This window comes from Ruania albidiflava DSM 18029 (assembly GCF_000421225.1).
Lineage (GTDB): Bacteria > Actinomycetota > Actinomycetes > Actinomycetales > Beutenbergiaceae > Ruania > Ruania albidiflava.
In genome coordinates this window covers 25,270-51,041 of record NZ_ATWL01000002.1, presented here as the reverse complement: position 1 = coordinate 51,041, position 25,772 = coordinate 25,270, and the positions used below count along the sequence as shown (strand labels likewise).

25 protein-coding genes are annotated in these 25,772 nt (G+C 68.0%); 9 read left to right on the top strand and 16 right to left on the bottom strand.

Going from position 1 to position 25,772, the window contains the following annotated elements; genetic code table 11:
- Positions 1 to 5 precede the first annotated feature (5 nt).
- The 3 genes from ftsE to K338_RS24905 form a co-directional block, all read right to left on the bottom strand.
- A complete protein-coding gene (ftsE, locus tag K338_RS0102515; RefSeq protein ID WP_022916612.1) occupies positions 6 to 695 on the bottom strand; it encodes a cell division ATP-binding protein FtsE in 690 nt (229 codons plus the stop codon).
- 208 nt (positions 696 to 903) lie between these two features.
- Positions 904 to 2,016 (bottom strand): peptide chain release factor 2, encoded by a 1,113-nt coding sequence (gene prfB, locus K338_RS0102510; protein WP_022916611.1) that lies wholly within the window; start codon positions 2,014 to 2,016, stop codon positions 904 to 906.
- 57 nt (positions 2,017 to 2,073) lie between these two features.
- A complete protein-coding gene (locus K338_RS24905; RefSeq protein ID WP_169579513.1) occupies positions 2,074 to 2,808 on the bottom strand; it encodes a GntR family transcriptional regulator in 735 nt (244 codons plus the stop codon).
- Positions 2,809 to 2,933: 125 nt separating this feature from the next.
- On the opposite strand from K338_RS24905, the gene K338_RS0102500 reads away from it, so the two are divergent.
- From K338_RS0102500 to K338_RS0102485, 4 genes are read left to right on the top strand one after another with little or no spacing between them, the layout of a single operon-like run.
- Positions 2,934 to 4,004 carry a s-methyl-5-thioribose-1-phosphate isomerase gene (locus K338_RS0102500; RefSeq protein ID WP_022916609.1) on the top strand — a complete coding sequence of 357 codons (1,071 nt, stop codon included), beginning with the start codon at positions 2,934 to 2,936 and terminating at the stop codon, positions 4,002 to 4,004.
- On the top strand, positions 3,995 to 5,221 hold the full coding sequence (locus K338_RS0102495) for a NupC/NupG family nucleoside CNT transporter (protein WP_022916608.1): 1,227 nt from the start codon (positions 3,995 to 3,997) through the stop codon (positions 5,219 to 5,221). The genes K338_RS0102500 and K338_RS0102495 overlap by 10 nt, the downstream gene beginning before the upstream one ends.
- Positions 5,222 to 5,270: 49 nt before the next feature.
- Complete coding sequence (locus tag K338_RS0102490) at positions 5,271 to 6,089, top strand: purine-nucleoside phosphorylase (protein WP_022916607.1); 819 nt, start codon at positions 5,271 to 5,273, stop codon at positions 6,087 to 6,089.
- A complete protein-coding gene (locus K338_RS0102485; RefSeq protein ID WP_022916606.1) occupies positions 6,089 to 6,724 on the top strand; it encodes a class II aldolase/adducin family protein in 636 nt (211 codons plus the stop codon). Before K338_RS0102490 ends, K338_RS0102485 begins: the two co-directional genes overlap by 1 nt.
- A gap of 75 nt (positions 6,725 to 6,799) precedes the next feature.
- Here K338_RS0102485 and K338_RS20035 read toward each other — a convergent pair whose 3' ends face one another.
- The 3 genes from K338_RS20035 to K338_RS0102470 all read right to left on the bottom strand — a co-directional run bounded on the left by K338_RS20035 (position 6,800) and on the right by K338_RS0102470 (position 10,577).
- Positions 6,800 to 8,290, bottom strand: a complete 1,491-nt coding sequence (locus K338_RS20035) for an aldehyde dehydrogenase family protein (RefSeq protein ID WP_022916605.1) — start codon at positions 8,288 to 8,290, stop codon at positions 6,800 to 6,802.
- Between the two features lie 46 nt (positions 8,291 to 8,336).
- Complete coding sequence (locus K338_RS0102475; protein WP_022916604.1) at positions 8,337 to 9,665, bottom strand: multidrug effflux MFS transporter; 1,329 nt, start codon at positions 9,663 to 9,665, stop codon at positions 8,337 to 8,339.
- 327 nt (positions 9,666 to 9,992) lie between these two features.
- Positions 9,993 to 10,577, bottom strand: a complete 585-nt coding sequence (locus tag K338_RS0102470) for an HhH-GPD-type base excision DNA repair protein (protein WP_022916603.1) — start codon at positions 10,575 to 10,577, stop codon at positions 9,993 to 9,995.
- A gap of 423 nt (positions 10,578 to 11,000) precedes the next feature.
- Between K338_RS0102470 and K338_RS0102465 the strand changes: the two genes are divergently transcribed.
- The 4 genes from K338_RS0102465 (at position 11,001) to ehuA (ending at position 14,128) form a co-directional block, all read left to right on the top strand.
- Positions 11,001 to 11,933 carry a transporter substrate-binding domain-containing protein gene (locus K338_RS0102465; protein WP_084480580.1) on the top strand — a complete coding sequence of 311 codons (933 nt, stop codon included), beginning with the start codon at positions 11,001 to 11,003 and terminating at the stop codon, positions 11,931 to 11,933.
- Between the two features lie 15 nt (positions 11,934 to 11,948).
- Positions 11,949 to 12,662: an amino acid ABC transporter permease gene (locus K338_RS0102460; RefSeq protein ID WP_022916601.1), complete on the top strand. Its 714-nt coding sequence runs from the start codon at positions 11,949 to 11,951 to the stop codon at positions 12,660 to 12,662.
- 1 nt (position 12,663) lies between these two features.
- Positions 12,664 to 13,326, top strand: a complete 663-nt coding sequence (locus K338_RS0102455) for an amino acid ABC transporter permease (protein ID WP_022916600.1) — start codon at positions 12,664 to 12,666, stop codon at positions 13,324 to 13,326.
- Between the two features lie 64 nt (positions 13,327 to 13,390).
- Entirely contained in the window at positions 13,391 to 14,128 is a 738-nt protein-coding gene (gene ehuA, locus K338_RS0102450; protein WP_084480578.1) for an ectoine/hydroxyectoine ABC transporter ATP-binding protein EhuA, read from the top strand.
- A gap of 125 nt (positions 14,129 to 14,253) precedes the next feature.
- Here ehuA and K338_RS0102445 read toward each other — a convergent pair whose 3' ends face one another.
- From K338_RS0102445 to K338_RS0102410, 8 genes are all read right to left on the bottom strand, one after another.
- Positions 14,254 to 16,311 carry a heavy metal translocating P-type ATPase gene (locus K338_RS0102445; RefSeq protein ID WP_022916598.1) on the bottom strand — a complete coding sequence of 686 codons (2,058 nt, stop codon included), beginning with the start codon at positions 16,309 to 16,311 and terminating at the stop codon, positions 14,254 to 14,256.
- A gap of 587 nt (positions 16,312 to 16,898) precedes the next feature.
- A complete protein-coding gene (locus K338_RS0102440) occupies positions 16,899 to 17,756 on the bottom strand; it encodes a MurR/RpiR family transcriptional regulator (RefSeq protein ID WP_022916597.1) in 858 nt (285 codons plus the stop codon).
- On the bottom strand, positions 17,740 to 18,567 hold the full coding sequence (gene phnE / locus K338_RS0102435) for a phosphonate ABC transporter, permease protein PhnE (RefSeq protein ID WP_022916596.1): 828 nt from the start codon (positions 18,565 to 18,567) through the stop codon (positions 17,740 to 17,742). The genes K338_RS0102440 and phnE (K338_RS0102435) overlap by 17 nt, the downstream gene beginning before the upstream one ends.
- Entirely contained in the window at positions 18,564 to 19,373 is an 810-nt protein-coding gene (gene phnE / locus K338_RS0102430; RefSeq protein WP_022916595.1) for a phosphonate ABC transporter, permease protein PhnE, read from the bottom strand. Before phnE (K338_RS0102430) ends, phnE (K338_RS0102435) begins: the two co-directional genes overlap by 4 nt.
- On the bottom strand, positions 19,370 to 20,191 hold the full coding sequence (phnC, locus tag K338_RS0102425; protein ID WP_022916594.1) for a phosphonate ABC transporter ATP-binding protein: 822 nt from the start codon (positions 20,189 to 20,191) through the stop codon (positions 19,370 to 19,372). The genes phnE (K338_RS0102430) and phnC overlap by 4 nt, the downstream gene beginning before the upstream one ends.
- Positions 20,192 to 20,206: 15 nt before the next feature.
- Positions 20,207 to 21,208: a phosphate/phosphite/phosphonate ABC transporter substrate-binding protein gene (gene phnD / locus K338_RS0102420; RefSeq protein ID WP_022916593.1), complete on the bottom strand. Its 1,002-nt coding sequence runs from the start codon at positions 21,206 to 21,208 to the stop codon at positions 20,207 to 20,209.
- Position 21,209: 1 nt separating this feature from the next.
- The gene (locus K338_RS20030) at positions 21,210 to 21,920 is read right to left on the bottom strand and encodes an HAD family hydrolase (protein WP_157612176.1); all 711 of its coding nucleotides are present in this window, start codon (positions 21,918 to 21,920) and stop codon (positions 21,210 to 21,212) included.
- Positions 21,921 to 22,010: 90 nt separating this feature from the next.
- Positions 22,011 to 22,532: a PadR family transcriptional regulator gene (locus tag K338_RS0102410; RefSeq protein ID WP_022916591.1), complete on the bottom strand. Its 522-nt coding sequence runs from the start codon at positions 22,530 to 22,532 to the stop codon at positions 22,011 to 22,013.
- Positions 22,533 to 22,614: 82 nt separating this feature from the next.
- Between K338_RS0102410 and K338_RS20025 the strand changes: the two genes are divergently transcribed.
- Positions 22,615 to 23,703 carry a serine hydrolase domain-containing protein gene (locus K338_RS20025; RefSeq protein ID WP_022916590.1) on the top strand — a complete coding sequence of 363 codons (1,089 nt, stop codon included), beginning with the start codon at positions 22,615 to 22,617 and terminating at the stop codon, positions 23,701 to 23,703.
- A 65-nt stretch (positions 23,704 to 23,768) separates the two neighbouring features.
- Here K338_RS20025 and K338_RS0102400 read toward each other — a convergent pair whose 3' ends face one another.
- Together K338_RS0102400 and K338_RS0102395 are read right to left on the bottom strand one after the other, a co-directional pair.
- Complete coding sequence (locus tag K338_RS0102400; RefSeq protein WP_022916589.1) at positions 23,769 to 24,434, bottom strand: MBL fold metallo-hydrolase; 666 nt, start codon at positions 24,432 to 24,434, stop codon at positions 23,769 to 23,771.
- Positions 24,431 to 25,552 (bottom strand): S-(hydroxymethyl)mycothiol dehydrogenase, encoded by a 1,122-nt coding sequence (locus K338_RS0102395; RefSeq protein WP_022916588.1) that lies wholly within the window; start codon positions 25,550 to 25,552, stop codon positions 24,431 to 24,433. The genes K338_RS0102400 and K338_RS0102395 overlap by 4 nt, the downstream gene beginning before the upstream one ends.
- Positions 25,553 to 25,772 lie beyond the last annotated feature (220 nt).

Below are 25,772 nucleotides of genomic sequence, written 5' to 3'. Positions count from 1 at the left end.
CGCCCCTACCGTGCCGCACCGTAGACGCCGCGGTCCTGGTCGCGGACCATCTGTCCGTCCACCAGCTCCACCACGCGCTTGCGCATCTGGTCCACGATCTCGTCGTCGTGGGTGGCCATCACGATCGTCGTGCCGGTGCGGTTGATCCGGTCCAGCAGTCGCATGATGCCTACTGAGGTGGTCGGGTCGAGGTTGCCGGTCGGCTCGTCGGCGAGGACGATCGCCGGCCGGTTCACGAATGCGCGGGCGATCGCGACCCGCTGCTGCTCACCACCGGAGAGCTCGTGCGGCAGCCGCTTCTCCTTGCCTGCTAGACCGACCATCTCCAGCGTCTCCGGGACAGTGGTCATCACCTGGTGCCGGGGTTTGCCGATCACCTGCATGGCGATCGCCACGTTCTCGAAGACCGTCTTGGTGGGCAGCAGCCGGAAGTCCTGGAACACGCACCCGATCTGGCGGCGCAGGTGCGGCACCTTCCAGGTGGAGACCTGCGCGAGGTCGCGTCCGGCGACGAAGACCGACCCGGAGGTGGGTCGTTCCTCCCGCAGCACGAGCCGCAGGAATGTGGACTTGCCGGACCCGGAGGCGCCGACGAGGAAGACGAACTCTCCTCGTTCGACCTCCAGGGACACCTGGTCCAGAGCAGGTCTCGCCCCGCGGGCGTACACCTTGGACACCTTCTTGAACCGAATCACGCGCTGCCTGGCCAGTCTCGGGGATGGGGGAAGGACAAACCCTGGCCACCTGGCACCATAAGCAGCGAACCTTCGGCTCCCGGCGTGACACGCCGAGAGGTGCCAGGGCTCTCTTTCCCGTTGCTGCACAGGTCGGCTCACGCACAACGTCACGGAGGAACGGGTGTCGGTGCCCGGTCTCTAGCGAAGGTGTTGGGGGCTGGGCGTGCTAGTCCCCGGTGGTCTCCTGCTGCTTGCGCCACCGGATCCCGGCGTCGATGAACTCCTCGATCTCACCGTCGAAGACTGCGGCGGTGTTGCCTTCCTCGTGGTCCGTGCGCAGGTCCTTGACCATCTGGTAGGGCTGCAGCACGTAAGACCGCATCTGGTCTCCCCAGGAGGCCTTCACGTCTCCGGCGAGTGCCTTCTTCGCCGCGTTCTCCTCCTCCTGACGCTGGAGCAGCAGGCGGGACTGGAGCACCCGCAGCGCGGCGGCCCGGTTCTGGATCTGGGACTTCTCGTTCTGCATGGAGACGACGATCCCAGTGGGCAGGTGCGTCATCCGCACGGCAGAGTCCGTGGTGTTCACGCTCTGCCCGCCGGGGCCCGAGGAACGGAACACGTCCACCTTGATCTCCGACTCGGGGATCTCGATGTGGTCGGTGTGCTCGATCAGCGGCACCACCTCGACGGCGGCGAAGGAGGTCTGCCGGCGGCCCTGGTTGTCGAACGGGGAGATGCGCACCAGCCGGTGGGTACCCGCCTCCACCGAGAGCGTGCCGTAGGCGTAGGGCACCTTGACCTCGAAGGTCGCGGACTTCAGCCCGGCCTCTTCGGCGTAGGAGGTGTCCAGCACCGCGGTCGGGTACCCGTGCCGCTCCGCCCAGCGCAGGTACATCCGCATCAGCATCTCGGCGAAGTCGGCAGCATCTACCCCACCGGCGCCAGCGCGGATAGTGATCACGGCCTCGCGGTGGTCGTACTCGCCAGAGAGCAGCGTGCGCACCTCCAGGTCGGAGAGCGCCTTGCGGATGGCTGGCAGCTCCTCGGCCGCCTCGGCGAGGGTGTCCGCGTCGTCCTCCTCCTGGGCGAGCTCCACGAGCGCTTCGAGGTCCTCGATCCGGGCGGCCAGCTTCTCCAGGCGCTCCAGGTCGGTCTGGGCGTGGGACAGCTGGCTGGTGACCTGCTGGGCACTCTCCGGGTCGTCCCACAGGTCCGGTGCGGCGGCCTGCTCGGACAGCTCGGCGACCTGCGCCCGGAGCTCCTCCGGGTCGGTCACCGCGGTGATCGAGTCGAGGATGTGCCGCAGGTCCTGGATTTCCTCGGAGAAGTCGATAGCCACAGTCCGCTAGGTTACGCGACTTCCAGGCCTTCCCGACAGCTGCAATCGCCAGCTGGATCACATGCTGCGCATCAGGGAGAACCTGAAGTACTTCTGCACGAAGTGTGTCGACGACCAGCTGATGGCTGCGCCGGACCGGAGGAACTGAACCTGGTCCAGTGTCAGGTACAGCGGTGGGTCTGGCCGGAAGGGACCCCAGGCCAGATCGGCATCGCTGGTCGCCGAGAGATGCGTCAGTGACTGCTCTGGGAGGAGGCCCAGGGGCTCCAAGAACGCAAAGACCGAGCCTGTCAGCGAGTCGAAGCTGGCCCCCGCCGGCAGCATGTCAGCGACGATCACACCGGCCTCGAATGCGAGCGTGAGGTCTGCGGAGTGGAACGAGCGCTCGTAGGACAAGACGAGAGGAATCTGATCACGACGCAGTTGCCCAGCCTCCTGCTGAGACGCTGCCCTGAGGTCCTTCTTACGGAACCGCACCTCACACTCGTAGCCGTGTTCTTCGATCAACGCACTCGTTGAGCGGAGCGGTTGCAACCCGGCTGGAACAGCGCTCGTCTCTTGCGACACGAACGTGCCAGCCCCCTGTCGCACGCGCACAGCGCCAGCTTCGGCGACCAGTTGGAGGGAACCGCGCACGGTCGAGCGGCTCACTCCGTACTCGGCTGCGAGCGCGGTCTCAGCCGGCAACTTCTCGCCTGGTCCCCACTCGCCGGTTCGGATGCGGCGGTGGAGATCGGCAGCGAGTCGCTTCGGCAATGCCTGAGTCGGCTTGAGGGGGCTACTGGTGGTCACCGGGCCTCCAATGAACGGTCTTGACGTGTACCTGATCTACTGACAGACTACATGGCCATTGAAGGCAGTTGTCCGTCGACTGACAGCAGTTGTCCAACAAGTATGCCAAGCAAAGGAGCCTGGAGATGGTGGCGTCCCAACCGCCGGTGCCGACACTGATGCGAGACAGCGTGCTCGTCGAAGACGATGCGATCAGGATTCTCGACCGTCGGCTGTTCCCCTTCCGTCGGGAGTGGGTGACCTGTCGGACGTACGAGGATGTCGCCAACGCGATCGAAGAGATGGTCACCCAGAGCAGCGGTCCTCTTTTTGCCGCTGCAGGCGGAATGATCCTCGCTGCGCGAGCGGCCGAGAAGCACGACTCGACGCGGGCCCGCCGGAATGCGATGACAGCAGCAGCGAAGCGGTTGCTGCACACACGTCCCACGAACAACGGCATACGTGAGGCTCTAGAGTCCACCGCAGGCGCCGCCAGCCGGGCACTCGACGAGGGCTTGTCGTTGACCGGCGAGGTGACGCAGGCCGCCAGGGTCGTTGGCGACCACTACCTCGCACGCAGCCGGACGCTCGGCCGCATCGCCGCGGAGCTGCTGAGCTCAGGCGAGACAGTACTCACGCACTGCTGGGCAGAGTCCTACCTGATCGAGACGGTCAGGGCTGCAATCCTGTCCGGCAAGGAGCTGGAGTTCTTCTGCACGGAGACGCGTCCCTACCTCCAGGGCGCGAGGTTGACTGCGGAGAGCCTCAAGGAGCTGGGGGTGAACGTGACTGTCGTCACCGATGGGATGCCGGCTGAACTCATGCGCGAAGGGCGCATCAGCTCGTTCGTCACCGCAGCCGACCGGGTGACCATGGACGGTCACGTGATCAACAAGGTCGGTACCTTGCAGATCGCGGTCGCAGCGCACGTGTTCGACGTGCCCTATGTTGCCCTGGTCCAAGCCCCTGACGAGCAAGCACCGACCCCGGCCGATGTCTCGATGGAGTTTCGTGATCCTACCGAGGTCCTCTACCTGAACGGCGAACGGATGGCGGCCGAAGGGGTCGAGGCAATCTATCCAGCTTTCGACGTCACGCCGCCACGATTCGTGCGCACCATCGCCACCGATCGCGGCAGGTTCGCCCCGAACGACCTGGGGTCGTACTACCAGCAGCCAGAATCACGCGAGAGCAGGGACGACCACTCATGGATCTGATCGGTGTGCTGCGCGGCATTGGCGGTGTTGTCGCCGTCCTTGCCATCGCGTTCCTGTTCTCGAAGAAGAAGCGCGAGATCAGGGTGCGACCGGTGCTGGGAGGGCTCGGGCTGCTGCTGCTGTTCGCGTTCCTCATCCTGGGCACGAAGATCGGCCAGCGCTTCTTCGGGATTGTTGTCGACGGCGTCACCGCGTTGATGGACCACGCGGCCGAGGGCATCGACTTCCTGTTCGGCGGTCTCTACACCGAAGAGTCGGGCATCACATTCGTTGTCGCCTTCAACGTCCTTCCCCACATCATCTTCTTCGCTGGACTCATCGCCGTGCTCTACCACCTGCGCGTCATGCAGTTCTTGACCAAGCACCTCGGCGGGGCGATCGCTTGGATCCTGGGTACGAGCCGTGCAGAGTCTCTCGCGGCGGCCGGCAACATCTTCGTCGGGCACACAGAAGCTCCTCTGATCATCAGGCCCTATCTGAGCAGGCTCACGACCTCGGAGATCTTTACCGTCATGACCTGCGGTCTGGCGTCGTCGGCGGGAACCATGCTGGCTTCCTACATCGCTCTCGGAGTCTCGCCGAACTTCGTGCTGGGCGCCATGTTCATGGCCCCCGCGGCAGGCATCGTCCTCGCCAAGGTGTTCCACCCTGAGACCGAGGAGATACAGGGGACGGACGAGCTCACGGCAGCGAAAGAGGAACGGGACGCCAACGTGGTCGACGCTGCGGCCTCCGGGGCGAACCGTGGTCTTCAGCTGGCCCTCACGGTCGGTGCGATCCTGCTCACCTTCGTCGCCCTGATCGCCGTCCTCAACGGCGCCGTCGGGGCGGTAGGCGGTTGGTTCGGCCTTGAAAACCTAACGTTGCAGCAGATCCTGGGCTACGCGCTTGCTCCGCTCGCCTTTGCGCTCGGTGTGCCCTGGTCAGAAGCGACGATAGCCGGTTCGTTCTTTGGCGAGAAGTTCATCCTGACGGAGTTCATCGCGTACACGAGCTTCATCGAGGTCAAGGAGCAGCTCTCCGCCAAGACCGTCGCCATCGTCAGCATCGCTCTGTGTGGCTTCGCCAATCTCGGTTCCATGGGCTCGCTCATGGGTGTGCTGTCGAAACTCTTGCCTGAGCGCGGCAAGGAGTTCGCGAGGCTCGCGCTTCGCAGCGTCTTCGCAGGGACGCTCGCTTCCATGCTGAGTGCAGCGGTCGTCGGCATGTTCGTTTGAGCGCGTCGGGAGCACGTCAACTGAGTCCCACTATCGAGGAGGAAGAAGGATGACCACACAGTACACCGTCGAGGCCGCACGACAAGCCGTCGCGGCGAGAACCAACATGCGCCCCACGCTGGGGGTGATCCTGGGCAGCGGGCTCGACCCAGTTACCAATCTCTTAACCGATGTCGCATCGATCCCCTACGCGGCTATACCTGGATTTGCGTCGCCATCCGTGGAGAGGCATGCGGGAGAACTCGTGGTCGGCACCCTTGAGGGCACGGCCACAGTGATCATGCGGGGCCGGTTGCACTACTACGAGGGACTAGACCTGACCCAGGTGACGTTCCCGATCTTTGCCCTGCGGGCGCTGGGTGTGCAGGCCCTGGTCGTGACCAACGCGTGTGGCGCCATCAACACCGACTACCGCCCAGGTGAGATCATGATGATCAGCGACCATCTGAATACCACTGGCGTAGACCCACTGCGTGGGCCGAATGATGAGCGCTGGGGGCCAAGGTTCCCCGAGACTACGGGCCTCTATGATCACAGTCTGCGGCAGTTGGCCCGCACGGCAGCCGCTCGGTCAGGCACGGCCCTCCAAGAAGGGGTCTACGCATGGTGGCCAGGTCCCTCACTCGAGACACCGGCAGAGATCCGCATGCTACGTGGCTTCGGTGCCGACGTAGTAGGCATGTCCACCGTGCCCGAGGCGCTCACCGCCGGCTATCTGGGCATGCGCGTGCTGGGGTTGAGCTGCATCGGCAACATGGCTTCCGGCGTCGGCAAGGACCCCATCACCGCTGAAGGGGTTGCGCGCGTAGTCGCTGGTGCGAGCCAGAGCGTCGCAGCGGTGGTACGAGACGTGGCAGCGAGTCTCTGATGGGCGCATCCTCAGAGAGCGTTCGGAGGGCTGAGGTCGCAGAGCTCGTCGATACTGGTGCCGATGCCGTGAGGCGTGGTCTGGTCACCGCCAGCGGTGGAAACCTCTCAGTCCGCAGCACTGACGGCACTTTCACGGTGACCTCCAGCGGCGCCTTGCTCGACCGACTGGACGAGACACTCTTCACGGTGATGTCGCTCGAAGGGGAGGTCCTGGCTGGCAACAGAGCGCCGTCCAGCGAGTGGAAGCTGCATCAGCGGATCTATGCGGCACGTCCGGAGAGCGTTGCCGTGCTGCACTTTCATCCGCAACATGCGGTGCTGGTAGACGCTCTCGGCTATCCGATTCGGATGTTCACCCTGGACCACAGAGTCTACGTGCGCTCGGTGGGCATCGTGCCATTCTTCCCCAACGGCTCGGATGAACTAGCGGATTCTGCGTCCGAGGAGGCCGCGGAGCACGAGTGCATCGTGCTGCGGCACCACGGATGCTGCGTGTTTGGCGAATCAGTCCAGGCAGCCTACCGCCGGGCGCTGAACTTGGAGGAAGCAGCGTTGGCAACCTACCGCGCATTGCTCCTGGGGGACACGACGACCACGTTCCCACAGGATGAACAGGTGCTAAGCCACCAGTAGGTGTGCTATCACCCGTTCGACCAGCGGGCGAAACACACACTTTCGGCAGGTGTTCTGCGCTTCGCCAATCGGTCATCATCGCAGCCGGCGGGAGAGCAGCCGGTCGTAGCCGCCGAGCAGGGTGCGCATGGCGGCGGGGATGCGCTCGTCGCCAGGATTGGCCAGCGTGGCCAGCGAGATCGGCAGGCGCGAGCCCACCACGCTGCGTTGGTGGGAGAAGGTGTCGAAGCCGTACCGGCCGTGGTACTGGCCCATCCCGGAGCTGCCCACTCCCCCGAACGGCAGACCGGGCAGGGACTGGGACAGCGCCCAGTCGTTGCGGGCCACCCCGCCGGAGCGGGTGCGGGCGACGAACCTGCGGTAGTCCGCGTCGTCCGGGCCGTACCAGGTGGCCACCAACGGTGCGCGCTGCTCTGCCAGCCCGTCGATCACCTCGTCCACGTCTGTGTAGGAGTGCACGCTCAGCACCGGGCCGAACACCTCCTCTTGGGCGATCGCCATCTCCTTGGTGACCCCGAGCACCACCGTCGGTGGCAGGATCCGGGCGGCCCGCAGCGCCTCCTGGCCGTCCTCGTCCGAGCGCACCGAGGTGAGCACCTGGGCGCCCTTGGACTCGGCGTCCTCGAGCAGACCGGTGATCCGATCGTAGGCGTCGTCGTCGATCAGGGTGGTGACGTCGTCGGCAGCGAACATCTCCGGCATCACCTCACCCCAGGTCGCGAACACGTCCTGCACGAAGGCCTTGGTGGCGGCGGCGGGCACGTGCACCACCTCTGGGGAGATGCACACCTGACCGGCGTTCACTACCCGGGCGTGCGCCACCCGCTGGGCGGCCCGGCGCAGCAGGGAACGCTTCTGCGCGGCGACCGGGGAGACGACCACCGGGTTCTTCCCGCCGAGCTCGAGGGTGACCGGGGTGAGGTTCTTGGCGGCCGCTGCCATCACCGCTGAGCCGGTCTTGGCCGACCCGGTGAAGAACAGGTGGTCCAGGTCCAGGGAGGCGAACTCGCGGGAGACGGAGACGTCGCCGGTGAGCACCGCCATCTCCTCGACGTCGAACGCGTCGTGCACCGCGTTCGCGAACACTTCCGAGGTGAGCGGTAGGTGCTCGGGCATCTTGATCATCACCCGGTTGCCGGCAGCCAGTGCGGACACGGCCGGGATGGCGGTGAGGTTCAGCGGGAAGTTCCAGATCCCCATCACTCCGACCACGCCCAGCGGAGAAGGGTGCACGGCTGCGCTCAGACCAGCGGCACGGCCGACCAAGGAGCCGAGACGCCCCCATGGTCTGCGGGGCCGCATCCATGCGTCCACGCGGGCGCGGGCGTGCTCTGCCTCGATCGCGAACGTGCCCAGGTCGGTGATCAGGGTGGTCACCGGCGAGCGGTGGCCGAAATCGGTGGAGATGGCCTCCACCAGCTCGTCGGTGTGCGAGATGACTGCGCTGGCGAACCTGTCGATCCGGTCCCGTCGCACGTCCGCGGAGGGCGGTCCGTCGCGGTGGAAGGCCGATCGTTGCAGCTGCAGCACCTCCGACATCGGGGTGGAGGTGGTCGTGGCACTCATTCCTCCACTGTGCCCCTTCCCCGCCGCTCACGCCAACATGCGCAGTTCAGATCACCCACCCGCCGCGGCGGTAGGCGGGGGTCCCCAGCGCGAGCACGGCCAGCGCGGTGAGCATCGCGCCGACGATCACCACGGCCATCCCGGTGGCGTCTGCCCCGAGCAGGCCGACCACCGGGGCGACGAGCCCGGCCACACCGGACTGGCAGCAGCCGATCAGCGCCGCTGCCGCTCCGGCGCGTTCACCGTGCCGGGTGAGCGCGAGCGCCGAGGCGTTCGGCGGGATGAGGGAATTGATCGCCAGCATCAGCCACAGTGGCACGCACAGCCCGACCAGTCCACCGACGCCGGTGGCAGCCATCACCAGCAGCACCACCGCGGTGGCCACGGAGACGGGCAGTGCCAGCCGGATGATGCGCACCGGGGCGAACCTGCGCACCAGCGCAGCGTTGACCTGGGCGCCGAGCACCAGGCCGAGCCCGTTGAGGGCGAACAGGATGGCGAACTCCTGCTCGGACAGCCCGAAGCCGTCCCGGATCACGAACGGCGAGCCGGAGACGTAGGCGAACAGAGCGGCCATCGCCAGTCCGGGCAGCAGCGCGAGGGCGATGAACTGCGGATCCTTGAGCAGCACCCGGTAGGAGCCGACCACGGCACGGTTGGACCGGATCCGCTTGTCCGCCGGCAGCGACTCGGGCAGGAACTTCCACACGATCACGATCAACACCGCGCCGTACAGCGCCAGCGCGGCGAACACCGCCCGCCAGTGCCACACCGAGGCGATCATTCCCCCGATGGTCGGTGCGAGCAGCGGCGCCACCCCGATCACCAGCATCAGCCGGGAGAGCATCGCCGAGGCCTCGGCACCGATCAATCGGTCCCGGATCACCGCAACGGCCACCACTGCGGCCGAGGCGTTGCCGATGCCCTGGATGATGCGCAGGGCGATCAACGGAGCCACCGAGGGAGCCCACAGGCACAGCAGCGAGGCGACCACGTGCACACTCACCCCGACCAGCACCGGGGCACGGCGGCCGAACCGGTCGGAGAGCGGGCCGATGAGCAGCTGCCCGACCGCACCACCGAGCAGCGTGGCGGTGATGGTGAACTGCACCGACGCCTCGCCGGCGGCCAGGTCCACGACCACTTCCGGCAGCGACGGCAGGTACATGTCGGTGGTCAGCGCCCCGAGCGCGGCCATCGCGCCGAGCATCAGCACCAGCTTGACCGTGGAGGACCGGCGACGCGGCGCAGCGGTGGACCCGGTGTGCGACCGCCGCCCCTGGTCCAGGTGAGCGGACCTGCCCGGGGCAGCTCCGCCGTCGGCGGTAGGAACGGTCGGGCAGTCGGCGGTCTCAGTGGGCGCAGGCGAGGTCAACAGTAAGCTTCCGGGGCAGCAAGCGGTCCGGCCCGACGACGGTGGGCCAGGTGGTCAGTGCAGGGAGGTGGTGCTGGCCGCACCACAGGCGTGGGGCGTGAACGCTTCGAGAGCGCAGCACGGCCCAGGCTCTATTGTGCTCTGCCGACGGGGCCGGGGTCGAATCGTTTCGCAAGGATCTGGTGTGATTCCGCCGACAGCCGACCCTGCCCCGGACCCCCGGTGCTCCTGCCCAGCCCGCGGCCGGTAGACCGACGCGGCCGCGAGCGCGCCCGGGTAGGCGCCCTGGCAGCAGCGCTCTGCGGCACCGCGGCGCAGGGGCGCGGATCAGCGAGCCTTGGCGGCCTTGGCGGCAGCCTTCATCGCCTTCTTGGTCTCTCGGACCTCGTGCAGCGAGTCAGCGTCACGCACGTCGGCGATCGAGCGCCGCACGTCCGGCTGGCCGTAGACGCCGGCGGCCTCCTGCCAACCCGGCGCCTGCAGGCCGCGCTGCTTGCCGAGCAGGGCAAGGAAGATCTTCGCCTTCTGGTCGCCGAACCCCGGCAGCGCCTTCAACCGGCGCAGTATCTCCCTGCCATCCGGCTCTCCGCGCGTCCAGAGCGCTGCGGCATCGCCGTCATAGTCGTCCACCAGGACCTGGCACAGCGCCTGGATCCGGCCGGCCATCGAGCCCGGGAACCGGTGCACCGCCGGCGGTGTGGCGCAGACCTGGGCGAACTCATCCGGATCCATGGCCGCGATCGCGCCCGCGCTGAACTCCTCCAGCCGTTCGGTCAGCTTGGCCGGTCCGGCGAACGCGGCCTCCATCAACACCTGTTGATCCAGCAGCATGCCGATCAGCAGCGCCAGCGGGTCCCGATCGAGAAGTCGGTCAGCGGCGGCGTCACCGGTGAGCCAGAGCGTAGATGCCATGACTCCATGGTGCCATCCTCGACCGCGCAGCGCCGGATCACCCCCTGTTGGTCAACCGTTGGCAAAGCGCTTCCCATCTACTCCATACGGAATTGTGGAGATTGTTTCATCACAATAACGATACGAACGTCGATTCCGGACCGCGAGCGGCACCTGACCGCCGCGAAGACTTCCACCACCAGCCGCAGGAATATGCGGCTTTTCATTCTGGCCCACCGGCACTCGATCGCGGGTAAAATACCGATTCTTAGCGCTTGAGCGGTTAGGTGAGGTTGCCTAGCGTGATCACGCATCAACGACCTGTCGGGGTAGCCCGTCCGGTACGTCCTGCCCATCTGCGCGGCACTGTCGCCAGAGCTGGTGGACTTGCTCCTCCTGGGCGGAGCGCGCCGGTCGATGCCTCTACCAACTGAAGGGACCATGATGGCAAATTCGATTCGGCGGACCGCCGGGGTAACGGCCACGGCGGCAGCGGTCGCGCTCGGTCTCGCTGCCTGTGGCGCCGCACAGGAAGCCGGAGGCGATGGCGACGGCAACCTCCTGGAGCAGCTCCAGGAGCAGGGCAGCATCACCGTCGCCTTCGCTGGTGAGATCCCCTACAGCTGGGAGACGGAGGACGGTGAGCTCACCGGTGCGACGATCGCGCTGGACCGGGAGATCTACGCCGCCATGGGCATCGACAACGTCGAGGGCCAGTACGTGGACTGGGACGCTCTCATCCCCGGCCTGAACAAGGGCGAGTACGACTCGGTCTCCGCAGGGATGTCGATCCTGCCGGACCGGTGCGCGCAGGCCTCGTTCTCGGACCCCGCCCTGATGTACACCACCGGGCTGATGGTGCCGGAGGGCAACCCGATGGGCCTGTCTGACCTGCAGAGCGTGATCGACTCCGACGCCCAGCTGGCCGTGCAGTCCGGCACGATCGAGCAGGGCTACGCCGACGACCTCGGGATCGACAACCCGGAGGTCGTGCAGAGCTCGCAGGACGGTATGGCCGCCGTCTCCAGCGGCCGTGTGGACGCGTTCGCGCTCACCGCGATCTCGCTGCGGTCCATGGCCGAGGACAACCCCGACTCTGGTGTGGAGGTCACTGAAGCCTTCGTCGCCGAGATCGACGGTGTGCCGCAGGTCAGTGCGGGCGCCACTGTCTTCCGCGACGAGAACACCGATCTGCTCGAGGCCTACAACGAGCAGCTCGATGCGATCGTCAGCGACCCGGAGCGCTTCGAGGAGGTTGTCGGTGAGTTCGGCTTCACCGAGGCCGAGCGTCCTGCTGAGGGCCTGACCACGGAGATGTTCTGCGAGGGCACCGACGAGGACCTGCAGGAAGCCGCCGAGATCCAAGAATCCAAGTAACGAGGGCTCAGTCTCGTGACGGAGTTCTTCTCTGACTTCAGCACGGTACTGCCGAGGTTGATCTCCGAGGGCCTGTCGGCCACGGTGTACTCCTTCCTCGGCGGTGCCGTGCTGATGCTCATCGTCGCTGTGCTCCTGGGCGTGGCCATGCACCAGGGGCCGAAGTGGTTGGCAACCCTGGCGCGGATCGTCGTGGAGATCTTCCGCGGCACCTCGCTGATCGTGCAGCTGTTCTGGATCTTCTACGTGTTCCCCCAGCTGTTCGCCGTGGACCTCGGCAGCCTCTGGTCCGCGATCGTGGCCCTGGGCCTCAACTACGGCGCCTACGGTGCCGAGGTCGTGCGGGGCTCGTTGAACGCCGTGCCCAAGGGGCAGTGGGAGACCACGACAGCGCTCTCCATGCCCTGGCTGACCAAGATGCGGCGGATCATCTGGCCGCAGGCCTGGGCGCTGATGCTGCCCGGGTTCAACAACCTCGCTGTGATGCTGGTCAAGGGCACCGCAGCAGTTGGTCTGGTGCTGCTGAACGACATCACGTTCGAGGCGAACCAGGCGCGGATCACCAACGGCGTCTGGGCAGCCTTCGGCGCCGCGCTGCTCATCTACCTCGTGATCGCCCTGATCGTCTCCACACTCTTCCGGTGGATGGAGCGCCGCGCCCAGCACCGCCTCGGGCTGTGGGTCAAGGCAGCGAGCACCACCAAGGCAACAGCAGAGGCGGTGGCCTGACATGTTGGCAGCGATCTTCGACTGGAACCTGGCCGTCGAGGCATTCCCGCAGCTGCTGGTGGCCTTCCTCAAGGTCACCCTGCTCGTGACCGTCGTGGCCTCGCTCCTCTCGATCATCCTCGGCCTCGTCTGGGCGATCGGGCTGCGCCAGCTCCCCGCGTGGTTGGGCTGGCCGCTGCGCCTCTTCCTGGACTTCGTCCGGATGACGCCGATCCCGGTGCAGCTCCTTTTCGTGTTCTACGGCGTGGTCGTGTTCCGCCCACGCGTGGACGCACTGATCATCGGGGTGATCGTCTTCGGGGTGCACTACTCCACCTACATGGCGGAGTCCTACCGGGCCGGGATCGAGTCCATCCGTTCTGGGCAGTGGGAGGCGGCCACAGCGCTGAGCCTTCCGGCCACGCGCACCTGGCGTGCGGTGATCCTGCCGCAGGCGATCCGCAACACGTTGCCCTCGCTGGGCAACTGGACGATCGCGATGTTCAAGGACACCCCGTACCTGATCTTCATCCACGTCGCGGAGATGGTCACCCGTGCGCGGGAGTTCGGCGGGATGAAGTTCAGCTACATCGAATCGTTCACGATCGCCGGCCTGATCTTCCTGGCCGCCAGCTACCCGACTGCTGTCCTGATGCGAAAGTTGGAGAAGAAACTTGAGTACTGACGAGACCACCCAGGCATCAGCGGCGCAGCAGTCCGAGGCGTCGCCGGGCATCATCTTCGAGGGCGTGGTGAAGCGGTTCGGCGACCACACGGTGCTGAACGAGCTCAACTTCCACGTGGGCAAGGGTGAGCGGGTCACGCTGATCGGCCCGTCCGGCTCCGGCAAGACCACCATCCTGCGGCTGCTGATGACCCTCGAGCACCTCACCGGCGGCTACATCTACGTGGACGGTGAGCCGCTCACGCACAAGAAGGAGAACGGCAAGCGGGTCGAGCTCCGGGCCAAGCAGGTCGCCCAGACCCGCAAGCGGATCGGGATGGTGTTCCAGCAGTTCAACCTGTTCCCGAACATGTCGGTGATGGAGAACATCATCGAGGCACCGATCCACGTGCTCGGCAAGTCCAAGGAGGAGGCCCGCGGCCGCGCCCAGCAGCTGCTCGACCAGGTGGGCCTGGGGGATCGCGGCGATGCGCACCCCACCCAGCTCTCCGGTGGTCAGCAGCAGCGGGTGGCTATCGCCCGCGCCCTGGCGATGGACCCGGAGATCATCCTGCTCGACGAGGTGACCTCCGCGCTGGACCCCGAGCTGGTCGGTGACGTGCTGAACGTGCTCCGGGACCTGGCCGCGACCACGGACATCACCATGCTGATCGTCACCCACGAGATGCAGTTCGCCCAGGACGTCTCCGACCGGGTGCTGATGTTCGACGGCGGGAAGATCATCGAGGACGCCAAGCCGGACGTGATGTTCTCCAACCCGTCGAACGAGCGCACCAAGGAGTTCCTCCGGGCAGTCCTCTGAGGGCCAGCGCTCCGCGCGCCCTACGGCCACCCAGAGCGCCCTGCCGCCCATCCGGACGAAGTTGCTCGTCGATCTGGTCACGATTCGTGACCAGATCGACGAGCAACTTCGCTTTCTGGGCCGGGTCAGGCCGGGTGCAGGTCCAGGCGGCGCAGCCGCAGCGCGTTCAGCGCCACCACCACCGTGGAGGCGCTCATCAGCAGCGCGCCGACGGCCATCGGCATCACGAACCCGACCGGTGCGAGCACACCGGCGGCCAGCGGCACGGCCACCAGGTTGTAGCCCGAGGCCCACCACAGGTTCTGCTGCATCGTCCGGTAGGCGGCAGTGGACAGGTGCAGCACGGACAGCACGCTACGCGGGTCGTTGCCAGCCAGGATCACTCCGGCAGACGCGGCGGCCACGTCGGTGCCGGCGCCGATCGCGATGCCCACGTCTGCCTGCGCGAGCGCGGGAGCGTCGTTCACACCGTCGCCGACCATCGCCACCACGTGCCCCTGCTGCTGCAGCTCGGCCACCTTCGCGCTCTTGTTCTCCGGGCGCACCTGGGCGAACACCGCATCGATGCCCAGGTCCTGAGCCACTGCGCGGGCGACCGGCTCGGCGTCGCCGGTGATCATCACCACCTGGAGGTTCCGGTCATGCAGCTCCTCGACCGCCTGCCGCGACTCCGTGCGGACCTCGTCGGCCAGGCCGAGGGCGCCCACGATCTCACCGTCGACGAGCACGTGCAGCACCGTTCGCCCGCGCTCACCCCAGGGCGCGGTCTCGGCCAGCGGCTCCAGCCCCAGCTCGCCGACCATGTGCGGCCCGCCGACCTTGACCTCGTGCCCCTCGATCTGGGCGGTCACACCGCTAGCGGTCAACGCCTGGAAGTCGCTCACCTCGGGCAGCTGCAGCCCACGCTCGGCCGCAGCCGCCACGATGGCCCGCGCCAGCGGGTGCTCGCTGTCCGACTCGGCCGCGGCCGCCCAGGCGAGCATCTCGTCGGCGGAGCTGACCAGACCAGCGGCGTGCTCCGCCGTCGTGCTGTCGGTCAGGACGGGCGCACCGGTGGTGAGCGTGCCCGTCTTGTCGAACAGCACTGCGCTGACGGTCCGGGAGCGCTCCAGCGCGAGCCGGTCCTTGATCAGTACACCGGCCTTGGCAGCCCGCTCGGTGGAGATGGAGACCACCAGCGGGATGGCCAGGCCCAGAGCGTGCGGACAGGCAATCACCAGCACGGTGATCACCCGGGTGAGCGCATCGGCGGGAGTACCCACGACGAGCCAGACGATCGCGGTGAGGATGGCGGCACCGAACGCGAAGTAGAACAGCCAGCCAGCGGCCCGGTCGGCCAGCCGCTGCACCTTCGTGGCGGAGGACTGCGCCTCGGTGACCATCCGCTGGATGCCGGCCAGGGCGGTGCTCTCCCCCACTGCGGTGATCTGCACGCGCAGCGCGGAGTCGGTGGCCACGGTGCCGGCGACCACTACGTCCCCGGGTTCTCGGGCCACCGGGGTGGACTCACCGGTGATCATCGACTCGTCCACGTGCGCCCGGCCCTCGGTGACCTGGCCGTCGGCGGGGATGCGCCCGCCCGGGCGCACGATCACCAGGTCGTCGGTGGTCAGCTCGGCGACCGGTACGACGGCGGTGCGTCCGTCGGTCTCCAGCCGTTCCGCCTCGTCGGGGAGCAGCTCGGCCAACGAGTCCAGCGCCGAGGAGGTGCGCGCCAGCGAACCCATCTCGATCCAGTGGCCGAGGAGCATGATCACCACCAGCAGCGCCAGCTCCCACCAGAACTCCAGGTCGTGGGCGAGCAGGCCGAACGTGGCGGCCAGGGAGGAACCGAAGGCGACGGTGATCGCGGTACCGATCAGCAGCATCATCCCGGGCGCCTTGCCGCGCAGCTCGCTGACCGCGCCGGTGAGGAACGGGCGCCCGCCCCAGGCGTAGATGATCGTGCCGAGGACCGCGGGGATCCAGGCGGTGCCCTCTGGTGGGGTGTAGCCGAGCAGGTCGGCGAACATCGGGCTCAGCGCCACGGTGGGGGCAGCGAGGGCGAGCATGATCCAGAACAGCCGCCGGAACTGCGCAACGTGGTCCCCGTGCCCGGCGTGGCCGTGGTGCGCATCGTGGCCGGCGTGCCCGGCCCCGTGGCCGGCGTGCCCGGAGCGGCCCTGGTGCTCGGCGCTCTTCATCGACTCTCCTCTTCATCGCTTCATCCCGCCCAACGGCATACCCCTAGAGGGTATTCCGGGAAGGTTCTGCCCACAGGCGCGGCGGTCTGCCGAAGGGCTATCAGACCCCGCAGGTAGCCTGAAGCTGACGGTGCGAGCACGAGGACGGACGTCGCCCTCTGGAAAGCAGCTGAGCGACGCTTCGTCGCGGTCTGCATGGCCGAGCTCTCCCGCCATCCTCTGCCCGGCGACTTCGATCTCCACCACCTGCAGGCGATCCACGCTCACCTCGTTGCCGGCTCCTACGAGTGGGGCGGTCAGCTCCGGGACACCGACACCGGCCCCGGCGGTACGGGCATCGCCCACTGCCGCCCCGAGTTCATCACTGCGGAGGCCGGCCGGGTGCTCACCGCGCTCGCTCAGGCGGACTATCTCAAGGGACTCGATCGTGACGCCTTCTCCCAGGGTCTCGCCACCGCGTGGACCCTGCCTGTTCGCCCACGCACGGTCGCCATCAGCGGTACGGGAGCCGGCTGCAGGAGGCGATCCGGCGACGAGCCGACCCGGACGCCTAGACCGTCCGCCACCCGGTCCCCTCAACCGTCTGGCTACTCGCTGAGCCGCTTCTCCACCTGGGCGATGGCCGCAGCGCGAGCTTGCCACCCCCTGCTCCCCCGCCGAGCCACCAGCACCTCCACCAGCGTCTCGATCACCAGCGCGAGCGCCGCACGCGAGGTGTGCAGCAGCTCGTCCGGGAACGACTCGGTCACCGGCGGGATCACCAGGGCCACGTCGGCGCGGGACACCAACGGCGCCCGTGCGAACGAAGTCATCACCAGCACTGTGGCGCCAGCCTGCCGAGCGGCAGCCGCAGCGTCCAGGCTGGTGGCGGTCGCCCCGGAACCGGAGATCACCAGGCACACCGATCCCGGTTCCAGGCTGCCGGCGGCGATCTGCTGGGCGAGCGCATCGGGCAGGTACTCGGCCGGACGGCCGGCCGAGCTGAGTCGCATCGCCAGGTCCAGGCCCAGCGGAGCAGACAGCCCGGTAGCCACCACCACCACCCGGGGCGCGGCGTCCACAGCGGCCACGAACTCCTCCACCAGCTCTTCGGTGAGGGCGGAAGTGAGGCGGGGCAGGCTGCGGCCGAACTGCTCGACGGCGCCGCGCAGCCGTCCGATCACCGTGTCCGAGGCCTCTTCCCGAGAAGGCGCCAGGGCCAGCTCGCGCGCCAGCGCCACCCGCATCTGCGGGTAGCCGTCGTAGCCGAGGGTCTGCGCGGTGCGGATCACCGACGCACGACCCACACCGGCACGGTCGGCGAGCTCCTGCGCGGTGCACTCCACAGCGGCGGCCAGGTCCTCGGCCACTGTGGCCACCACGCGGCGCTCGCTACGCTGCAGAGAGGGCTCCAGTGCGGCGATCCGGGCAGTGACCGGCGCGTCCGGGTCACCGGTCCACGGCACGGGCGCGACCTCCTTCCATGATCCGACGGCGGATCGACCCGGAGACCAGGTCGAAGACCATCGTGACCGCCACGACCACGATGAGCAGCATGCCGACCGTGTCCCACTCCCGATAGTTGGTGTAGTTCGACAGCATCGTGCCGATGCCACCGGCACCGACCAGGCCGAGCACGGCCGAGGTGCGGATGTTGATCTCGAACCGATAGAGCGCGAAGGACATCAGTGCCGGCGCCGCGGCCGGCCAGAGCGCCCACCGGGTCACCTCGGCCGTGTTCCCACCGGCGGCGCGCACGGCTTCGGAGGCCCCCTCCTGGGCGGACTCGATCGTCTCGTACACCCACTTGCCCTGGGTGCCGATCCCAGCGATGCCCAGTGCCAACGCACCGGTGAACGGGGTCAGGCCGGTCACCGTGAGCAGCACCAGGGCGATGATCACCTCAGGCACGGCACGGATGACTGCGAACGACCGGCGCAGGACGAACCGCAGCCAGGCCGGCCCCACGCCACGTGCGGCGAGCATGCCCAGCGGGATGGAGACCACGACGCATCCGATCGCACCGAGCCAGGCCATCGAGACCGAGCGCCAGGTCTCGAACAGGGCGCGCGGGAGCTTCTCCCAGCTCGGCTCGGCGAACATCAGCCGCAGGTACTCTGCGACCCGTCCGGGGATGTCGGACAGCTCGGTCCAGGGGATGTCCAGGCCGATGATCGAGACCAGCACCACAGCCCCGACCAGCACCGCGGCGATCGTCTCCCGGAGCCGGGAGGGGCGGGTCGGCAGGGTGAGGTCCGGCAGCGTCGTGGTGGTCATCGCAGCCTCGAGCGGAGCAGGTTGGAGCAGAGCTCGATGATCATCACCACGACGAGGATCTCCAGGATGATCACCGAGACGTCGTCATAGGCGTAGAAGCCGCGGCGCTCGTCCAGCAGTCGTCCGATGCCGCCGGCGCCGACGATGCCCAGGATCGCTGAGATGCGCACGTTCAGCTCCAGCGAGTAGAGCCACTGGTTCGCGTACAGGGTCCAGGACTGTGGCAGCAGGGTGGCCTTGTTGATCTGGGACTGGGTGCCGCCGGCGGCCTGCCCGGCCTCGATGTAGTGGTGGTCGGCGCCCTCGATCGCCTCCGAGACCAGCTTGACGACCACGCCGACGTCGAACAGGAACAGGGTGATCAGACCGGGCAGCACCCCGACCCCGACCATCGCGACCAGTACCATGGCGAACACCAGGTCCGGCACTGCGCGGTTGACGTTGATGATGAACCGCACGACCTGCCGGGTCACCCGGTTCGGGTTGCTCGGCCGGGCTGCCCACAGGGTGAGCGGGATCGAGGCGGCTGCGGCCAGCGCGGCGCCAGCCACCGCCATCGCGAGCGTCTCCAGCATCGGGGTGATGGTGCGCGGCAGGAAGGAGAAGTCCGGGCGGAGCAGCTCACCCATCTTGTCCGCACCGTTGGCCCAGTTGCGCACCATCCCGGCGAAGTCGAGCTCCACCCCACCGATAGCCGGCAGGCAGGTGAGCACGGTGAACGTGCACAGCGCAGCCACGATCGCGGCCGTCCGCCACCGGTTCCGTGGCTTGGGCGGCATCCGCAGCTCGGTGGTCTGGGTGGTCACAGGGCGCTTCCCATCCGGTCCCTGCTCTGGATCGGCCGGTCGTAGATCTGCTCGAAGTCGGCGTCGGTGGCGCTGGCGGCTGGGCCGTCGTAGACGATCTCGCCGTCGCGTAGGCCGATCATCCGCCGGCTGTACTGCCGGGCCAGGTCCATCATGTGGATGTTGATCAGCACGGTCAGGTCACGTTCGGCGTTGATCCGGGCCAGGTCGCCCATCACCGCGTGCGCCGTCGGCGGGTCCAGGCTGGCCACCGGTTCGTCGGCGAGCATCACCGAGGGTTGCTGGCACAGGGCGCGGGCGATCGCCACCCGCTGCTTCTGCCCACCGGAGAGCGCACCGGCGCGGGCCCACACCTTCTCCAGCATGCCCACCGAGTCCAGGCAGCGCAGCGCCAGCTCCTTGTCCGCGGCACTGGTCAGCCCGAGCAGGGTGCGGTAGCTGGGCGTGTGGGCGAACCGCCCGACCAGCACGTTGTTCAGCACGCTGGTGCGGTCGGCCAGGTTGAAGCTCTGGAAGATCATCCCGATGTGCCCGCGCAGCTGGCGCAGCGCCCGGCCGCGCAGTCCGGTCACCTCATGGCCACCGACCACGACCCGACCCGAGGTGGCCGGGACCAGGCCGTTGATGGTGCGGATCAGGGTGGACTTCCCGGACCCGGACAGGCCGACGATGGAGACCATCTCTCCCGCCTCGATGTGCGCGGAGACCCCGCGCAGCGCGCGGGTGCCGTTCGGGTAGGTGACCGAGACGTCCTCGAGCGTGATCGACCAGGGCGTGGCTACGCCGTCGGGCTGGGTGGTGCTGGCAGCTTCTGTCATGGCGGGTCCCGGTGCTTACTCGGAGAACTGGGCGAGCACCTCGCCGTACCGGGTGATCTGGTCCTCCTCGGTCTCGGAAGTCCAGTCGGACAGGCCCACCAGGTCGTACATCACCGATGCGGCCTCCTCGGAGGAGTCGGCGTAGCCGTCCATCAGCTCGGTGAGCTCGCTGACCAGGTCGTCAGGCAGCTCAGAGGAGACTGCCACGCCGCCGTTGGGGATCATCTCGGTGTAGGCGAACACCACCACGTTCTCCGCGACCTCGGGGGCCTCCTCGGTCACCGTGGAGCGGGCGTCCCAGTAGGCGAAGCCGACCTCGGCGTCGCCGTTGTTGACCGCGAGCACAGCGTTGTTGTTGCCGCTGACCGGGATCTGCTCGATGCTCTCGGTGTCCACACCCTGGTCCTGCATGGTCACGATCGGGTACTGGTAGCCGGCCGGTGAGGTGGCAGCCTGCAGCGCGACCCGGGTGCCGGCGGTGACGTTCGCCAGGGCTTCTACGCCCGCCGGTCCCTGGCCCGCGGCCACGTCCTCGGGCTCGGTGCCGTTGCAGTAGAGCAGCTCCTCGCCGGTGGCCTCGTAGGTAGCGGCGACCGGCTCGTCGGAGCAGTACTTGTCCGGGTCGTTGGTCATCGCGATCGAGGCGTAGGAGGTCGCTCCGAAGCGCACGTCCCGCAGCACCAGCTCGGCGTCGTGGCGCTCCATCGCGTTGAACAGCGAGCCGGCATCGGTGATGATCACCTGCGCCTGGTCCGCCCCGAGAGCCTCGACCGTGGCGTTGTAGTCGGTGGCGACGACGCCGTGCACATCGATGTCCAGCCCGTCGGAGAGGTAGGTGGTCAGCGGGTCGAGAGCCTCGGCGAGGTCCTCGCCCTCGATCGAGGGCACCAGGGAGACGGTGATCTCTTCGGGCCACTCGCCGTCGGTGGAGCCGGTGGCGTCGCCGGAGCTGCAGCCGGCCAGGGCGAGTGCCCCGACGGCCAGGACGATGGGCAGGGTCTTGATGGTGCGGCGCATGTCAGAGCCTTTCTGCGGGGCGGGCGCCGGCGGGCACGGTGACCGGCCGGGAGGCCCAGGCGTGGATGTCGTCGTAGAGGTCGGTGAGGGTGGCCCCGCGCAGCGTCGGGGTGCCGGCGGGCTGCCCGACTCCTACCAGGGCGGTGTCGGCGCCGAGGCGCTGGGCGGGAGCCAGGTCGTTCTCCCAGATGTCACCGACGGCCAGCGTGGGGCCGTCGGCCAGGGTGGCGGCGATGATCGGCTCCAGGCCGTCGGGCTTGCCGACGGAGCAGTGCACGGCGGTCAGCGCCCCGGCCAGCCCGAGCGCGCTGAGTGCACGGTCGATGCCCAGGTCGGGGGCGTTGGTGGCGAGCACGCAGGTGGCCCGGGTGGTCAGCTCGTTGACGAACTCGGCCAAGCCGGCCGGCGGGTGGATGGGTGCGGCGTCGGTAGCGAGCAGCTGGCGGCTGCGCAGGTAGGCGGTGGAGAGCTGCTCGTCGGTGGCGCCGCGTCCGCGGGCGGTGGTCTGGATGGCGTCGTAGCCGTCCCGGTAACTGGTCTGGCCGGCGTCGAAGCGTTCGACGGCGGTGCGGCAGCTAGTCAGCATCTCACCGTCGGTGAGCTCACCTAGGCAGGTCGCGTAGGCCTCGAGCGGGCCACGGCCGAGGGCCACGGTGCCGTCGAAGTCGAAGACGACTGTCGGTCGCATTGTCGCTCCGATCCGTGTGGACATTGCGTCCAGACTACAGGCGCCAAGTGGACGGTTTGGCCACAACGGGATGAACAGCGCACAACGGTTCGGTGACGATCTGCGCGAAGAGGCTCAGCGCCCCGGAAGGTACTCCTCGACCCAGGCCAGCGCCGCCCGATGCGAGGTCAGGCCGTACTGCAGCGTCGCGACCTGGTAGCGCGAGACGTCCTCGAACCCTGCCGGGACCTCGGCCACGGAGACCTGGGCGGCCAGGCGTTCGAGGCGACCGAGATCCTGACGGAGGCGCTCGTCGATGCGCGCCGCGACCGCCGGACGCTCATGGGGGTCCAAGAGCCCTAGGAAGTGCACGCGCGCCAGCATGGCACCCTCGACATCAGTGCCCGACAGCTCGGAGAGCATCCACCGGCGGAACTCCTGCCTGCCGGAATCGGTGACCACATAGGTCTTCCTCCCTCGGGGACCGGACTCTGACTCGACCCGGATGTGGCCGTCGGCGAGCAACCTGTCCAGCGCCCGCTTGATGCTGCCCGTGCTGGCGCTGTAGAAGAGCGAGATCCCTGCCTCGAAGTGCTTCCGCAGGTCGTAGAGGCTCTGCGGCCAGAGCAGGAGCAGTCCGAGGATCACATGGGCCATGAGGTGGAGTGTAGGTCTTGACAACCCTCGGCCATATCTACTAGATACGTCTATGAGATACATCTACTCTGCCAGGAGAGTCATGGACGTCGACATCGCGGTTCGCCGGACCGCTGCCACGCTCCGCCGCACCACGAGCGACCAGTTCCCGGTGGCTCCGGTCGCACTCGTGACCGGCAGGAACCTCGAGCTCTCCGTCGGCGACCCGGACCAACCGTTCTTCGTCGCGAGCATCGACAAGGTGTTCATCGCGACGCTCATCGCGCAGCTAGCGGCTGACGGCCTGCTGCGCCTGGACAGTCCGCTCGGCGAGCTGCTGCCGGACGAGGACCTCGCACCACTGCCAGCGGCCCCGGGCATCGACAATGCCCACCACGTGACGGTGGAGCACCTGCTGACGCACACCTCGGGGCTGCCCGATGTCATGCTGCCGCCGCGCGGGCATGAGACCGAGTGCGCGATCCCGAGGCTGTTGGCCGACCCGTCCCGGGTCTGGGCGATCCAGGAGTTCCTGCAGCAGTCCGCGCACCTACCTCCCTTGGCCCGGCCGGGCGCGCGGTTCTGCTACAGCGACACCGGCTACTTCCTGCTGATCCGCATCATCGAGGAGGCGTCCGGGGTCGGCTTCGCCGAGCAGCTGCGCGCCCGCATCTTCGAGCCGGCCGGCATGACCGACAGCGCCGCGTGGGTCGGCGCGGATGCCGACAGGCTCGACAGGCTCGCCGCGACCCTCGCACCCTTCTGGTTGGACACCCGCGGCAGCGAGCTGCGCACTGGCGGCGCGCGCCGGGCCTTCGCCGCGAACCTCACCTGGACCAGCGGGCTAGGCGGCCCCTCGACGGCGCACGACCTCGTGCGGTTCCAGCGTGCACTGCACGGCGGCGAGCTCCTCGATCCCGCGTGGATCGACTTCTTCGCCCACCCGCGCAACCGGTTCCGCCCCGGCATCCACTACGGCGCCGGGATGAACACACTCCTGTTCGGCGGATTCTTCCCGACCCTGCGCGGCTACCCCCGCCCGGTGGGCGGGCTCGGCTACACCGCCACGCACATGTACTACTACCCTGAGCAGCAGACGCACGTGATCCTCAACTATCACGCACACCGCCGCATGCAGGCGAGCTTCCTGATGCACATCCGCATCGCAGGACTCATCCGGCGGCACGGGTAGGGCCGGCACCGGCGTCGTGGTCGGCGGCGCACCGAACCCTCGAACACCACGACCAGGGGACCTGCTCAGTACCCCCGGTCGATCCACTCCTGCAGGTGCGGCTTCTCCGCCCCGACGGTGGTCGCCTCCCCATGGCCAGTGAGCACCTCGGTGCCCTCCGGCAGCGTGAGGATCCGCTCGCGGATGGAGGCGATGATCACGTCGAAGTCCGAGTACGACCGCCCGGTCGCTCCCGGACCACCCTGGAAGAGGGTGTCACCGGAGAACAGCACACCGGCCTCGCCCAGGTCGGGGGCGTAGAAGCAGGTCGAGCCCGGTGAGTGCCCGGGGGTGTGCAGAGCGGTGAGCTCGACCAGACCGATCCGGAAGAGGTCACCGTCGGCCAGCTCAAGGTCTGCCGTCGTCTCCGGGTAGACCTGCTGCCAGAGCATCGTGTCGTCCGGGTGCAGGTAGACCGGTGCACCGGTGGCCCCGGCGACTCCGCGCACCGCACGGATGTGGTCGTCGTGGCCGTGGGTGAGCAGGATGGCGCCGACCCTGCGCCCGTCGACGGCATCCACCACGGCCTGTGCGTCGTGGGCCGGGTCGATGATCAGGCACTCGGTGTCGTCGCCGACGATCCAGACGTTGTTGTCCACCTCCCAGGTGCCGCCGTCGAGGGAGAAGGTGCCACTGGTGACCAGGTTCTGCACCCGCACCCGGCCGCTGGCATCGGTACGTTCGGTTGTCATCGAACCTCATCTCTGGTCGGGGCCGGGTTGATCTCCACCACAGAGCGGAGCACCTTCCCGGCGGTCATCTTGTCGAAGGCCGGCTCCACGTCCTCGATGCCGATGCGCTCGGTGACGAAGCCGTCCAGGTCCAGCCGTCCGAGCCGGTACTGCTCGACCAGCATCGGGAAGTCTCGGGAGGGCAGGCAGTCTCCGTACCAGGCGGACTTGATCGACCCGCCGCGCCCGAACACCTCATCGAGTGGGATCTGCCAGCTGGTCCCCGGGTCGGGCACGCCGACCAGCACCACCCGGCCGGCCAGGTCGCGGGCCTCGAACGCCTGCTTGAACGTGGCCGCGATCCCGACCGCGTCGATCACCACATCTGCTCCGAAGCCGCCGGTGCGGCTACGGATCGCCTCGACCGGGTCCTGCTCGCGGGCGTTCACCGTGTGCGTGGCGCCGAAGCGGCGGGCGGTGGCGAGCTTCTCGTCGTCCAGGTCCACACCGACGATCGTGGTCGCCCCGGCGAGCGCAGCCCCGGCTACCGCTGCCGTGCCCACCCCGCCGCAACCGAGCACGGCCACCGACTCCCCGCGCTGCACTGCGCCGGTGTTGATCGCGGCGCCGATGCCGGCCATCACGCCGCAACCGAGCAGCCCGAGGGCAGCGAACTGCTCCGGCGCGATCTCACCGTCGATCTTGGTGCACTGGCCCGCAGCCACCAACGTCTTCTCGGTGAATGCGCCGATGCCCAGGGCCGGGGAGAGTGGCGTGCCATCGGTCAGGGTCATCTTCTGCGCAGCGTTGTGCGTGGCGAAGCAGTACCAGGGCTGCCCCTTGCGGCAGGCTCGGCACTGGCCGCACACCGCCCGCCAGTTCAAGATCACGCGGTCGCCAGCTGCCACCTCGGTGACTCCGGCGCCCACGGCGGCCACCACCCCGGACGCTTCGTGGCCGAGCAGGTAGGGGAACTCGTCCCCGACCCCGCCGACCTTGTAGTGCAGGTCGGTCTGGCACACCCCGCAGGTGATCACGTCCACCAGCGCCTCCCCCGGTCCGGGGTCGGGCACCAGGATGGTCTCCAGGGTGGCGGGTTCGTTCTTGCCCTTCACGACGACGGCTCTGACCTCGTGCACGGGGCGCTCCTCTCGCGCGACAACAGTGGCGGACGGACTGCTTACCGACACCATACGCATCGGCGGTGCCACCGGCCGGGCAGAGCAGGGCCGGGTTGGTCGCGCCTCGACCACCAACGCCGCAGCACTACGCCGCGAACACACACCCGCCGCCAGTAAAGGTTGATATGACTCTTACAGGACTGCGTAGTATGTGTCTCAATCACCTTTACTGGTCGGC

Excerpts from the sequence above, each read along its gene's own strand:
- K338_RS0102500 (WP_022916609.1), top strand. The coding sequence starts at position 2,934 with ATGGTGGCGTCCCAACCGCCGGTGCCGACACTGATGCGAGACAGCGTG.
- K338_RS0102495 (WP_022916608.1), top strand. The coding sequence starts at position 3,995 with ATGGATCTGATCGGTGTGCTGCGCGGCATTGGCGGTGTTGTCGCCGTC.
- K338_RS0102490 (WP_022916607.1), top strand. The coding sequence starts at position 5,271 with ATGACCACACAGTACACCGTCGAGGCCGCACGACAAGCCGTCGCGGCG.
- K338_RS0102485 (WP_022916606.1), top strand. The coding sequence starts at position 6,089 with ATGGGCGCATCCTCAGAGAGCGTTCGGAGGGCTGAGGTCGCAGAGCTC.
- K338_RS20035 (WP_022916605.1), bottom strand. The coding sequence starts at position 8,290 with ATGAGTGCCACGACCACCTCCACCCCGATGTCGGAGGTGCTGCAGCTG.
- K338_RS0102470 (WP_022916603.1), bottom strand. The coding sequence starts at position 10,577 with ATGGCATCTACGCTCTGGCTCACCGGTGACGCCGCCGCTGACCGACTT.
- K338_RS0102465 (WP_084480580.1), top strand. The coding sequence starts at position 11,001 with ATGGCAAATTCGATTCGGCGGACCGCCGGGGTAACGGCCACGGCGGCA.
- K338_RS0102455 (WP_022916600.1), top strand. The coding sequence starts at position 12,664 with ATGTTGGCAGCGATCTTCGACTGGAACCTGGCCGTCGAGGCATTCCCG.
- K338_RS0102445 (WP_022916598.1), bottom strand. The coding sequence starts at position 16,311 with ATGAAGAGCGCCGAGCACCAGGGCCGCTCCGGGCACGCCGGCCACGGG.
- phnE (WP_022916596.1), bottom strand. The coding sequence starts at position 18,567 with ATGACCACCACGACGCTGCCGGACCTCACCCTGCCGACCCGCCCCTCC.
- phnC (WP_022916594.1), bottom strand. The coding sequence starts at position 20,191 with ATGACAGAAGCTGCCAGCACCACCCAGCCCGACGGCGTAGCCACGCCC.
- phnD (WP_022916593.1), bottom strand. The coding sequence starts at position 21,208 with ATGCGCCGCACCATCAAGACCCTGCCCATCGTCCTGGCCGTCGGGGCA.
- K338_RS20030 (WP_157612176.1), bottom strand. The coding sequence starts at position 21,920 with ATGTCCACACGGATCGGAGCGACAATGCGACCGACAGTCGTCTTCGAC.
- K338_RS0102410 (WP_022916591.1), bottom strand. The coding sequence starts at position 22,532 with ATGGCCCATGTGATCCTCGGACTGCTCCTGCTCTGGCCGCAGAGCCTC.
- K338_RS20025 (WP_022916590.1), top strand. The coding sequence starts at position 22,615 with ATGGACGTCGACATCGCGGTTCGCCGGACCGCTGCCACGCTCCGCCGC.
- K338_RS0102400 (WP_022916589.1), bottom strand. The coding sequence starts at position 24,434 with ATGACAACCGAACGTACCGATGCCAGCGGCCGGGTGCGGGTGCAGAAC.